Below are 11,771 nucleotides of genomic sequence, written 5' to 3' on the forward strand. Positions count from 1 at the left end.
TGAAAGAGTCCATTTCAGCCTCTACACTCCAGCCCATGAAACGCTACCTGCGGTTTTGCCTCATTTTCGTGATTAGCCTGGTGCTTCCCCTCAGCGGGATGGCGGGTGTCCAGGCGCCCACAGAACCGTGCCCGATGAAGACGATGGGCATGGCGATGATGGATGACATGGGAATGGACTGCTGCAACGACATGAAAAGCCCGACAGAGCATGGCAAGCCCTGCAAGCCGGGCCAGGAATGCAAGACAGGCGGTATGCTGCAAGTCTCGATCCTCAAGCCTCCTGTAACCGTGTTCAGCCCCGTAGTGGTTTCCTTCTTCAGTGATTCCATGCCCGTACAAACCCCGTCCGGGGTATGGCGACCGCCTCGCGTTTGATTCCTGTCCAACATTGAGCCTCATTCCGTATTAGCGGGATGGACTGGCTGTGCGCATGTCTTTTTGACGCGTGCAGTGGATGATCACAGGAATCGTAAACATGAACTCCAAGTGCTATTGCACAGGCTGGTCCCTCGTGGCCGGTCTGGCGGCAAGCGTACTGGCATTGCCGAGCTTCGCTGCCACGCTGACCCTCGATGAAGCGCTGCGGCTGGCCGAAAACAATGCGCCGTCGCTGGCTGCACAAGATGCAAAGATTCAGGCTGCCAGCAGTGCGGCTATTCCAGCGGGTGAATTACCTGACCCCAAGTTGCTGGCAGGTGTGCAGAACTACCCCATCGGCGGCCCGGATCGCTGGAGCATCAACGACGACTTCATGACCATGCAAATGGTCGGGGTCAGGCAAGAGATGCCCAACGGTGACAAACGCAAAGCTCGCATCGAGGTCGCCAACGCCGCCGTTGATCGCGCTGCCGCCGAGCGTCGGGTTGCACGACTGAACGTACGCCAGTCCACGGCATTGGCCTGGATCAACAGCTACTCAGTCGAGCGCAAAGATGCGCTGTTCCAGGACCTCTACAAAGAAAACCGCCTGCTGACCGATACCGTCCGGGCCCGGATTGCCGGTGGTCGCGCTCAACCCGCCGATGCGGTGACGCCCAAGCAAGAAGCGGCTCGACTGGCGGAGCAGCAGGACGATCTGGTGCTTCAGAGAGCGCAGGCCCGATCGGCCCTCAAACGCTGGATTGGCTCCGCAGCCAACGACAAGCCTGTGGGCAGCTTGCCGCAGTGGCCTGTCGATTCCTCGAGCTACGCCCATAAACTGCAACACCACCCCGAGTTGGCAGCGTTTGCGCCGATGACCCGCGAGGCGCAAGCCAAGGTTCGTGAAGCCGAGTCGGAGAAAAAGTCAGACTGGAGTTGGGAGCTTGACTATCAACATCGCGATCGCCAGTTCGGTGACATGGTCAGCGTGCAATTGTCCTGGGACTTGCCACTGTTTCCTGACTCCCGGCAAAACCCCAAAATCGCAGCCAAACAGGCTGAACTCAGCCAGCTTGAGGCTGAGCGCGAAGCCCTGTCACGGGAGCACACTCAGCAACTGGAAAACGAACTGGCTGACTATGAGCGCCTCAATCGTGCGGTAACCCGCAACCAGGAAAGCCTGCTGCCGCTGGCCAGGGAAAAGGTCGAACTCAGCATGGCCAGCTACCGTGCCGGCACAGGCGATTTAAACGCCGTTGTCGCCGCCCGACGCGAACTCATCGAAGCCCGACTCAAACAGATCGACGTGGAGGAGCAGCGAGCGCTGACCAGTGCGCGTCTGTATTTTGCTTATGGGGAGTCCGGCCAATGATCCTTGAAAAATGGAACGGAGCATTGCTGGTTGGCATCTCGCTGGCATTGGGTGTTGCCGGTGGCTACTGGTTCGCTCACACGCGCATGAGCGCGGTACCTGTTACCGCCCGGGAGCAGAAACTCAATTCGCCGGACGAACGCAAGGCACTGTATTGGTACGACCCCATGTATCCGCGGCAAAAGTTCGATAAACCGGGCAAGTCCCCCTTCATGGACATGCAACTGGTACCCCGGTACGCCAGCGGTGACGAGGATCGTGCGACCGTGAGCATCGATCCGGGTCTGACCCAGAATCTCGGTCTGCGTTTTGCGACCGTCACCCGTGGAGTCTTTGACTCCAGCCTCGATGTGACAGGTGTCCTGGCATTCAACGAACGTGATGTGGCGGTGGTACAGGCACGTACAGCCGGCTTCGTGGAGCGAGTCTATGCCCATGCTCCAGGCGACCTGCTCAAAGCCAATGCGGCACTGGCGGATATCCTGGTGCCGGAGTGGGCGGCCGCCCAGACAGAGTTCCTTGCCCTCAAGCGCAACGCTGATGCCGACCTGTTGGCTGCGGCCCGCCAGCGACTGCGGCTCACAGGGATGCCCGCGGCGCTGATCACCCAGGTAGAGCGCAGTGGCAAAGTCCAGCCGAACCTGACCATCACCAGCCCCATCAGCGGTGTGCTGCAAGAGTTGAACGTACGTGCGGGTATGACCGTGACGGCTGGCGAGACTCTGGCACGCGTCAATGGCTTGAGCCGTGTCTGGCTCGCCGTGGCCGTTCCGGAATCGGATGCCGCAGCCATCACCGTGGGGCAGGCAGTCGAAGCGCGACTGCCCGCCTTCCCGGGGACAATGTTCAATGGCAAGGTCAGCGCGATTTTACCCGAGACCAATCCGGACAGCCGCACCCTTCGCGTACGTGTCGAGTTACCCAATACCGACGGGCGCCTGAGACCAGGTTTGACCGCGCAGGTCCGCCTCAAACACTCGACCGGGCACAGTGTGTTGTGGGTGCCTAGTGAGGCGGTGATTCGCACTGGCCGACGTGCCCTGGTAATGCTCGCCGAAGACGCCGGCCGCTACCGCCCGGTGGAGGTGCAACCCGGGCAGGAAAGCGATGGCAAGACGGAGATTTTGAAAGGTCTGGAAGAAGGCCGGAAGGTGGTTACGTCTGGCCAGTTCCTCCTCGATTCCGAGGCCAGTCTCAAGGGCATTGTTACTACCTCCGAGCAAGAGTCACCCGCCAGTGGAGCAGCCGCCAGTTTGCATGAGGCGGATGGGCAGATCGTTGAGATCAACGACAAAGAAGTTACGCTCGCCCACGGTCCTTTCAAGACGCTGGGCATGCCTGGCATGACGATGACTTTCCCTCTCGCCAGTGCGGCGCTGATGCAGGGCCTCAAGGCGGGTGACAAGGTTCGGGTCACGGTGAGCCAGACCGACGATGGCTTGCGTGTCGAGCGCCTGGCCAAATCGGGGAGCCAGCCATGATCGCTGCCCTCATTCGTTGGTCAGTGGCCAACCGGTTCCTGGTACTACTGGCGACGTTGTTCGTCACGGCTTGGGGTATCTGGACGGTGCAGAGCACACCCATTGATGCACTGCCAGATCTCTCGGATGTGCAGGTGATCATCCGCACCCCTTATGCAGGACAAGCGCCGCAGATTGTCGAGAATCAGGTGACCTATCCGTTGGCCACCACCATGCTCTCGGTGCCGGGCGCCAGAACCGTGCGTGGTTACTCCTTCTTCGGCGACAGCTTCGTTTACGTGCTGTTCGAAGACGGCACGGACTTGTACTGGGCTCGCTCGCGGGTGTTGGAGTACCTGAGCCAGGTACAAAGCCGGTTGCCGGCCAGCGCCAAGCCGGCGTTGGGGCCGGATGCGACGGGAGTGGGCTGGATCTACCAGTACGCACTGGTGGATCGCAGTGGAGGCCACGACCTGGCGCAACTGCGCGCGCTTCAGGACTGGTTCCTCAAGTTCGAACTCAAGACCCTGCCCAACGTGGCGGAAGTGGCCACCGTGGGGGGGATGGTCAAGCAGTACCAGGTGCAGCTGGACCCGCTGAAACTGGCCAGCTTCGGCATCACTCAGGCTGAGGTGACCGACGCTATCGGCAAGGCCAATCAGGAAACCGGTGGCGCGGTGCTGGAGATGGCAGAGACCGAGTTCATTGTGCGCGCGTCCGGCTACTTGAAAACGCTCAATGACTTTCGGGCAATCCCGCTCAAGCTGGGTTCGGGCGGTGTTCCGGTGACCCTTGGCGATGTTGCCACGATCCAATTGGGACCGGAAATGCGCCGTGGCATCACCGAACTCGACGGCGAAGGCGAGACCGTCGGCGGCGTGGTGATTTTGCGCAGCGGCAAGAACGCTCGCCAGACCATTGCAGCGGTCAAGACCAAACTCGACGAACTGAAAAGCAGTCTGCCGGCCGGGGTGGAAATCGTCACCACCTACGACCGCAGCAAGCTGATCGACCGCGCGGTGGAAAACCTCAGCCACAAACTGATCGAAGAGTTCATCGTCGTCGCGTTGGTCTGCGGGATCTTTCTCTGGCACTTGCGCTCATCGCTGGTGGCGATCATTTCGCTGCCGGTGGGGGTGCTTGCTGCCTTCGTCGTCATGCGCTACCAAGGCATCAACGCCAACATCATGTCCTTGGGCGGGATTGCCATCGCCATCGGCGCCATGGTCGATGCCGCCGTGGTGATGATCGAGAACGCCCACAAAAAGATTGAGGCCTGGCACGTAGCCAATCCAGGGGAGGAACTGAAGGGCGAGCGTCATTGGCATGTAATGACCGAAGCAGCGGTGGAGGTAGGCCCGGCGCTTTTCTTCTGTCTGCTGATCATCACCCTGTCGTTCATTCCGGTGTTCACGCTGCAAGCTCAGGAAGGACGGCTGTTCGGCCCTTTGGCCTTCACCAAGACCTATGCCATGGCCGCAGCGGCGGGATTGTCAGTGACCCTGGTACCGGTGCTGATGGGCTACTGGATTCGGGGGCGAATTCCCAGTGAACAACAGAATCCGTTGAACCGGTGGTTGATTCGAATCTATCAGCCGGCCCTGGACGCGGTCTTGCGCCGCCCAAAGATCACGCTACTGGTCGCGCTGTTGGTTTTTGTCAGTGCGCTATGGCCAATGTCTCGCCTGGGTGGCGAGTTTCTCCCCCCGCTGGACGAGGGCGACCTGCTCTATATGCCTTCTGCCCTGCCGGGATTGTCGGCGCAGAAAGCGGCGCAACTGCTGCAACAGACCGACCGGTTGATCAAGACCGTACCAGAGGTCGAACACGTCTTCGGTAAAGCCGGTCGTGCCGAAACCGCCACCGACCCGGCACCGCTGGAAATGTTCGAAACCACCATCCAGTTCAAGCCACATGAGCAATGGCGTGCAGGCATGACTCAGGAAAAGCTGGTGGCGGAACTGGATGGCGTGGTGCGCGTTCCCGGTTTGACCAACATCTGGATACCACCGATTCGTAACCGTATCGACATGCTGGCGACGGGTATAAAGAGCCCGATCGGTGTGAAGGTTGCCGGCACCAATCTGGCGGAAATCGATGCGGTCACCCAGGCGGTCGAGCGAGTGGCCAAGGACGTGCCCGGTGTCAGTTCGGCCCTGGCCGAGCGGCTGACCGGTGGCCGCTACATCGATGTGGATATCGACCGCAAGGCTGCTGCTCGTTACGGGCTGAACATCGCCGATGTGCAGTCCATCGTGGCCGGTGCCATCGGTGGTGAAAATGTCGGGGAGACCATTGAAGGTCTGGCACGTTTCCCGATCAACGTACGTTACCCACGGGAGTGGCGCGACTCGCTCGGCGCCCTGGAACGACTGCCGATCTACACCCCGCTGGGTAGTCAGATCACCCTTGGCACAGTGGCGAAGGTCAAGGTCAGTGACGGCCCACCGATGCTCAAGAGCGAGAACGCACGGCCTTCAGGCTGGGTGTACATCGATGTTCGAGGCAGGGATATTGCCTCGGTGGTTGCCGATCTTCGTCGGGTCGTCAATGAACAGGTCAGGTTGCAGCCAGGCATGAGCCTCAGTTACTCGGGACAGTTCGAGTTTCTCGAAAGAGCCAACGCACGACTCAAACTGGTGGTGCCTGCCACGCTGCTGATCATCTTCGTGTTGCTCTACCTGACTTTTGCCCGATTCGATGAGGCCCTGCTGATCATGGCCACTCTGCCATTCGCACTGACTGGGGGGGCATGGTTTCTCTATCTGTTGGGCTTCAACCTGTCGGTCGCCACGGGGGTCGGCTTCATCGCCTTGGCCGGCGTTTCTGCCGAGTTCGGCGTGATTATGTTGCTCTACCTGAAAAACGCCTGGGCCGAACGTGAAGACCTCGGTGACAGCACTGAACGCGGGCTGGTGGCGGCGATTCGTGAAGGCGCTGTACAGCGCGTTCGACCCAAGGCCATGACCGTTGCCGTCATCATTGCCGGTCTGCTGCCCATTCTGTTGGGCAGCGGAACCGGTAGTGAGGTGATGAGCCGAATCGCCGCGCCCATGGTCGGCGGCATGGTCACGGCCCCCTTGCTGTCCCTGTTTGTCATTCCGGCAGCCTATCGATTGATGCGCCGCCGGCACCTCCTGCCTGTACCCACCACACCTCAAGGTAAAGTCATATGAAACTCACCCTGACCGCAGTCGCAAGCACCCTATTCGCGCTTTCACTTTCTGCCCACGCGCAGGACATGCCGGGCATGAAAATGGACGGCATGGAAGGCATGCCGATGAAGCAGGAAACAAAACAGGCTCCGGTATCCAATGCCGAAGGCACGATCAAGGCTATCGATACTGCGAAGCATACGGTGACCATCTCCCACGGCGCCGTTCCCGCCCTGCAATGGCCACCAATGACGATGGCGTTTTCCGTGACGCAAGATCAGTTGTCAGGGTTGGCGCCTGGAGACCGGGTATCGTTTTCCTTCCGGCTAGAGGGTAACAGCGCCTCGATCGTGTCGATTAACAAGTAAATTCCGGTGGTGGAAGTGTCCGGCACATATTGTCGTGCCGGACTAACCCGTTAAATCGGCTGGTTCAGGAAAAACGGAGGGTTCGGGGGATTTTGAACGGCTGGCAATTGCTTACCCGCCCAGTTCCGTCTCCTCTTGCGTCATCCTCGTCAGTGTTTCGGACCTGCAACAGATTTCGAAAAAAAGTCGCAAGCCCCGAGATTCTTCAGGGCTTGCGACTCATTGCCGATACGTCCTTCAAACTCCCGGGACGTAATCTACGGGATGCCTGCAGTGTTCAATGCCGAACATGCAGGCCTAGTTCCGCACCTCAGCCGTGTCGAAATCCGGCGCGTCTGGTGCGTCTGGAGCATCCGGTGCATCCAGTGCATCCGGTGCGTCTGGAGCATCCGGTGCATCCGGGGCGTCCGCTACATCCCTCGCCCCAGCTTTGGCAGCCTCTCTGGCTGCGTTCGCCTCGGCTTTGGCTGCGTCCCTCGCGGCATCCGCGGTAGCCCGGGCAGCATCTCTGGCTGCATCTGCCTCGGCCTTGGCAGCGTCCCTGGCTGCATCCGCAGCGGCCCGGGCAGCGTCTCTGGCTGCATCGGCTTCTGCGCGCGATACGCCAGCAGCTCTTGCGGCATCCCGGGCTGCATCCGCCTCAGCTCTGGCGGCGTCACGGGCGGCATCCGCAGTCGCTTTTGCCGCATCCCGCGCTGCATCTGCATCAGCCCGAGCAGCGTCCCGGGCTGCATTGGCATCAGCCCTGGCCGCGTCCCTGGCAGCATCTGCGGCATCGTTATCATTGTCTTTGGCGTTGTCGTTGTCACGCGCATTGCCCGGGCCTTTGTTCCCGGCTATACCACCATGGTCAGCGTCGCCGCGTCCCGGGCCTCCACGACCGTCACCGTCGTGGCCGTCACCACCATGACCGCCACCCTCTCCTCCATGACCGCCACCGCCGTCACCACCGTGACCACCGCCTCCGGAGCCTCCACTGCCGGAGCCACCGCCGCTGCCGCTGCCGCCACCATGGCCGCCTCCGCCACCGCCGCCGTCACCACCGTGACCGCCGCCTCCAGAGCCACCGCCACCACCGTGACCGCCGCCTCCGGAGCCACCGCCACCACCGTGACCACCGCCTCCGGAACCGCCGCCACCGCCGTGACCGCCACCGCCTCCGCCGCTACCACCACCGCCGCTGCCGCCATCTTTGGCATACACGCTGGAGAAACTACTGATGTAATCGGGCACCAGGACAGTCGATGCCGACAGTACCCCGCCTATTGCCAGAGCCAACAAACATTTCTTGAGCAGCATGATGCACCTCCGATTGGAGTTGCGTTTTCACCTCCGTATCGAACGCAATGTCCAGTGAGTTCCCGGCCGCCCATTGGAGCGGCCCGCCAACCGGCACGGCCATCAATCTGCAGCAATAGCGAGCCACTGCGGTATCCGTACGGTCCCTCAAAGCCAGCTGGTATCTATGCGTGGGAAATATTCCCACACACCTTAGATTAGTACCCTCAGCCCAAGTGTCAACGACCACATATCAGGTCCAAGGCACGCGTTGAGCAATTGGCCAAAAACAGACAGAGGACGCAGCAATAACCAATGAGTAGCTATGCTTTGGTTTGTGGCCAGGCTCTCCTGGCAACATCGTGAAAGGAGGCGTTTGAGATGCAACTCATCACGTTGAAAATCGAAAAGCCGGATGCGACGAACTTCATTCTGGGCCAGACGCACTTCATCAAGTCCGTCGAGGACATCCACGAAGCGCTGGTCAATACCGTGCCAGGTATCCAGTTTGGCGTGGCCTTTTGTGAAGCCTCTGGTCAATGCCTGGTGAGATGGTCTGGCACCGATAGTTCAATGATTGAACTTGCACAGAAAAATGCGAAAGCCATCGCCGCCGGCCATAGCTTCATCATTTTCCTGGGCGACGGTTTTTATCCGCTGAACGTGTTGAACACCATCAAAATGGTTCCAGAGGTATGCCGTATTTTTTGTGCAACAGCCAATCCAACCGAAGTGATTCTCGCTGAGACGCAGCAAGGGCGAGCGATCCTTGGCGTAGTGGATGGCTTTTGTGCCAATGACATCGAAGGCGATGAAGACATCCTGTGGCGCAAGAACCTGTTGCGGCAGATTGGCTACAAGCAGTGAATTGCAGAACGTGCTGGCACACCACATGACGTTACAAATTACCTGAATGCCTTGCGCAAGAGCAGTTCACACCGTCCCGGGATGCTGGCCCGGCCAGCCTCCTGATGTAACGAATCAAGTCAAAATGTTTACCTGCAGAGCAGATCCTTATACGATGAAGTCCGCTTCTACCGCTCTCCATCGGGTCTGAGCAGCCCGTGGTTATTATGCATGACAAAGCGACTTAACAAATTGTGCTCTATGGCCATGCAAGTTTTTGCGCGGCAAACAAGAAAAAATTGTATACAAGTTAACTCATACAATTAAATAGAATAACATTGAGCACCTGAACGATGAACAACCCTGACTTACTGACTGAAAACTCCAAAACCTTCAGCGTAGTTATAGTAAATTACAAAACACCTGAAATCACCAAGATATGCCTGGACTTATTACACCAGCATTTTGGCAGCAACAGTGTCCCGGTATGGGTGGTTGACAACTATTCCGCCGATGAGAGCACTGAGTACTTACGAACGCTTGACTGGATCAATTTGATTGAACGCTCTGTTTCCGAACCAGAAGCGGGCCATATTGCCCATGGCAAGGCACTTGACCTGGTTCTCGATCGAATTGACACCGATTATTTATTCCTGATGCACACTGATACATTTGTTTTCGACAAAAATGTTTTTCCGATGATGCTGAATAAATGCTTGAGAAACCCAAAAGTCGTGGCCGTCGGTTGTGTCGAGCAAATTAACCGCGGTACCGCAAGAACTGTCTGGCGCTATAGCTCGCGACTATTCAAGCATCACTTCAGACGCCTGAAAATCTCCATGGGATTGCGCTCCAGAGAACCAAAGCCGTACAAAGAAGTCTATTTGAAAAGTTTCTGCACATTGTGGAACTGCAAACTTGTAAAACAGCACAACATGCACTTTTCGATGGATGATCGCGTGCCAGGCTATACGCTTCAGGACCGCATGACCGAACTGGGTTATGTCGTTGAAATGCTATCACCGCGTAAAATTTTCAGCTATCTGGATCACATACAGTCCGGCACTGTTGCAGCGGTTGGCGGCTATGCTAAAAATCATAGACGAACCAAAATGTACAACAACATCCTTAAGCGTCTGAACAAGGACGACAGAACAAATTGAGTTGCGAATAGACGCAACGAGCAGTGCATTCAACGCTGCATGAAGTCACCCACAGGTTTTTATATCAGGTCATTGGAGCGGTAATGGCACCCATCACTCAGGCACTACCTATCACCCTGTCCCCGGAGCTTGATTTCGACCAGAATGCCGCCAGCGCCTTTGGTGCCTCATTGACCGATAGCTATGTTCAGGCTACGCCATTTCCGCACATAGTCATCGACAACTTCTTGCACGAAGACCTGATTGCGAGCATCTGCTCGCATTTCCCGGTCGAGCCAACCAACAACGAAATGCTCTACGAGCGCGGCTATAAAGGTCAACGCAAACGTCAAATCAGTCCCAACGAATGCGACCCTTATTTGAAGACTGTTTTCAACGCCTTTAACTCGGCCCCCATGTTGCAGTTTCTTGAAAAGCTCACTGGCATCGAAGGCTTGATACCCGACCCCTACTTTACCGGTGGCGGCCTGCACGAAACAAAAAGCGGTGGTTTCCTGGGGGTGCACTCGGACTTCCGGCTCAACAAAAAACTTAATGTTGAACGCAGACTGAACATCATCATTTATCTGAATGAAGACTGGCAAGAGGAATACGGCGGCAACCTGGAACTTTGGGATGTCGGCATGAAGACCTGCCTTAAAAAAGTCCTGCCCATCTACAATCGCTGTGTCATTTTCAACACAGACAAGGACAGCAATCATGGGCACCCGGAGCCTTTAACGACTCCGGAACACATCACCCGCAGGTCTATTGCGCTTTATTACTACACCGCGGGAACCATGGCGGTCGATCCGGCACAAAGAAACAAAACCCACTACAAACCAAGGCCCAAGGATCGTTTGAGCCTGAAGTACTACATCAATAAACTGATCAAGAAGAAAAACTGAACTGCAAAACGCCCGGGAGTGAGGCAAGGGCCTGAGTCGAGGCGGTGAAACGCATCAATGCTGGAAGTTACCTGACAGGCAATGGCCAGGAATCAGAAAGCGTGGCTGAGCAACAGCCCGGCCTCGCCGTCCGGGCTGGCGTCGGAAAAGCCCTTGACGGCATATAACTGAAACTTCCATTCCTGATTGAGCTTGTGCGTGAGGAAGAGCGTCAACTCCTTGATTTCGTCACCCGTGGAAACGACCTTCTGCCGCCAGTCGTAGGACACGCCCGCCGTGGTGCGCACGAACACGGGCATGGCAAAGCCCAGGCCGGCGAATATCGGGTTGTCGAATTCGGAGCCCGACGGGTCGCCGAACTTTTTCCAGCCCAGGGTCGCGAACCCGGTCACAGGACCGAAGGCTTTGGCGACATCGACCTGGGCGGAATAGTCGGTTTTGCCGGTGCCCAGGCACTCGTCTTCGTCGGCGGTTGGCAACTTGACCTTGCCGATCAGGTCCACGAACAGCCCGCCAACGCTGCCGTCCAGCACAGCATAGTCGGCACCGGCAACGGTGTCGCCCAGACCGCTTTCCACCTTGCCGCAGCCGCCGGGCAGCGGCTCGCCGTCAGGGCCGACTGAAGGATTGGTGATGCGTAGCCAGGGTACGGTGAGCTTGTAGGTCATGGGGCCGGTTTCGTATCTGCCCACCAGCGGGACGTACCATGTTTCGGAAGTCGTACCGGTGCCATAGTCGCCCCGGGAGTAGTCGGTTCCGATCGAGGTCGTAAAGGTATCGGCCAAGGTCGGCAAAGCCAGGCTGGCAAGCCAACCGACGAGCAGGATGCGCTTGGGATCCATGTTCACCTCGTGTCTGACGTCATCGAAGTTCACACGCA

Annotated in this window: 10 protein-coding genes; 8 read left to right on the top strand and 2 right to left on the bottom strand. The window is 58.0% G+C overall.

All coding sequences use genetic code 11. The annotated features are described in order from the left end of the window. Positions 1–35 precede the first annotated feature (35 nt). The 5 genes from AC1RP7_RS02355 to AC1RP7_RS02375 all read left to right on the top strand — a co-directional run bounded on the left by AC1RP7_RS02355 (position 36) and on the right by AC1RP7_RS02375 (position 6,717). Positions 36–377 (top strand): hypothetical protein, encoded by a 342-nt coding sequence (locus AC1RP7_RS02355; protein ID WP_057715362.1) that lies wholly within the window; start codon positions 36–38, stop codon positions 375–377. A 100-nt stretch (positions 378–477) separates the two neighbouring features. After that, positions 478–1,734: a TolC family protein gene (locus tag AC1RP7_RS02360; RefSeq protein WP_340315698.1), complete on the top strand. Its 1,257-nt coding sequence runs from the start codon at positions 478–480 to the stop codon at positions 1,732–1,734. After that, positions 1,731–3,215, top strand: a complete 1,485-nt coding sequence (locus AC1RP7_RS02365) for an efflux RND transporter periplasmic adaptor subunit (RefSeq protein ID WP_493182392.1) — start codon at positions 1,731–1,733, stop codon at positions 3,213–3,215. Before AC1RP7_RS02360 ends, AC1RP7_RS02365 begins: the two co-directional genes overlap by 4 nt. Then, complete coding sequence (locus tag AC1RP7_RS02370) at positions 3,212–6,370, top strand: efflux RND transporter permease subunit (RefSeq protein WP_493182394.1); 3,159 nt, start codon at positions 3,212–3,214, stop codon at positions 6,368–6,370. Before AC1RP7_RS02365 ends, AC1RP7_RS02370 begins: the two co-directional genes overlap by 4 nt. Continuing rightward, entirely contained in the window at positions 6,367–6,717 is a 351-nt protein-coding gene (locus AC1RP7_RS02375) for a copper-binding protein (protein ID WP_090454838.1), read from the top strand. Before AC1RP7_RS02370 ends, AC1RP7_RS02375 begins: the two co-directional genes overlap by 4 nt. A gap of 297 nt (positions 6,718–7,014) precedes the next feature. On the opposite strand, the gene AC1RP7_RS02380 is transcribed toward AC1RP7_RS02375, so the two are convergent. Beyond that, positions 7,015–8,016, bottom strand: a complete 1,002-nt coding sequence (locus tag AC1RP7_RS02380) for a hypothetical protein (RefSeq protein WP_493183935.1) — start codon at positions 8,014–8,016, stop codon at positions 7,015–7,017. Positions 8,017–8,376: 360 nt separating this feature from the next. Between AC1RP7_RS02380 and AC1RP7_RS02385 the strand changes: the two genes are divergently transcribed. The 3 genes from AC1RP7_RS02385 (at position 8,377) to AC1RP7_RS02395 (ending at position 10,891) form a co-directional block, all read left to right on the top strand. Further along, a complete protein-coding gene (locus AC1RP7_RS02385) occupies positions 8,377–8,862 on the top strand; it encodes an adenosine-specific kinase (protein ID WP_057715369.1) in 486 nt (161 codons plus the stop codon). A 332-nt stretch (positions 8,863–9,194) separates the two neighbouring features. Then, complete coding sequence (locus tag AC1RP7_RS02390; protein WP_493182396.1) at positions 9,195–10,004, top strand: glycosyltransferase; 810 nt, start codon at positions 9,195–9,197, stop codon at positions 10,002–10,004. Positions 10,005–10,087: 83 nt separating this feature from the next. Further along, on the top strand, positions 10,088–10,891 hold the full coding sequence (locus AC1RP7_RS02395; RefSeq protein ID WP_493182398.1) for a 2OG-Fe(II) oxygenase: 804 nt from the start codon (positions 10,088–10,090) through the stop codon (positions 10,889–10,891). Between the two features lie 92 nt (positions 10,892–10,983). On the opposite strand, the gene AC1RP7_RS02400 is transcribed toward AC1RP7_RS02395, so the two are convergent. Then, a complete protein-coding gene (locus AC1RP7_RS02400) occupies positions 10,984–11,733 on the bottom strand; it encodes a hypothetical protein (RefSeq protein ID WP_493182400.1) in 750 nt (249 codons plus the stop codon). Positions 11,734–11,771: the final 38 nt, after the last annotated feature.

The organism is Pseudomonas sp. GW822-FHT01E03, from assembly GCF_058802985.1.

What these genes read in the sequence shown, in the direction of transcription:
- AC1RP7_RS02355 (WP_057715362.1), top strand. Translation starts at nt 36, where the DNA reads ATGAAACGCTACCTGCGGTTTTGCCTCATTTTCGTGATTAGCCTGGTG.
- AC1RP7_RS02360 (WP_340315698.1), top strand. Translation starts at nt 478, where the DNA reads ATGAACTCCAAGTGCTATTGCACAGGCTGGTCCCTCGTGGCCGGTCTG.
- AC1RP7_RS02365 (WP_493182392.1), top strand. Translation starts at nt 1,731, where the DNA reads ATGATCCTTGAAAAATGGAACGGAGCATTGCTGGTTGGCATCTCGCTG.
- AC1RP7_RS02370 (WP_493182394.1), top strand. Translation starts at nt 3,212, where the DNA reads ATGATCGCTGCCCTCATTCGTTGGTCAGTGGCCAACCGGTTCCTGGTA.
- AC1RP7_RS02375 (WP_090454838.1), top strand. Translation starts at nt 6,367, where the DNA reads ATGAAACTCACCCTGACCGCAGTCGCAAGCACCCTATTCGCGCTTTCA.
- AC1RP7_RS02380 (WP_493183935.1), bottom strand. Translation starts at nt 8,016, where the DNA reads ATGCTGCTCAAGAAATGTTTGTTGGCTCTGGCAATAGGCGGGGTACTG.
- AC1RP7_RS02385 (WP_057715369.1), top strand. Translation starts at nt 8,377, where the DNA reads ATGCAACTCATCACGTTGAAAATCGAAAAGCCGGATGCGACGAACTTC.
- AC1RP7_RS02390 (WP_493182396.1), top strand. Translation starts at nt 9,195, where the DNA reads ATGAACAACCCTGACTTACTGACTGAAAACTCCAAAACCTTCAGCGTA.
- AC1RP7_RS02395 (WP_493182398.1), top strand. Translation starts at nt 10,088, where the DNA reads ATGGCACCCATCACTCAGGCACTACCTATCACCCTGTCCCCGGAGCTT.
- AC1RP7_RS02400 (WP_493182400.1), bottom strand. Translation starts at nt 11,733, where the DNA reads ATGGATCCCAAGCGCATCCTGCTCGTCGGTTGGCTTGCCAGCCTGGCT.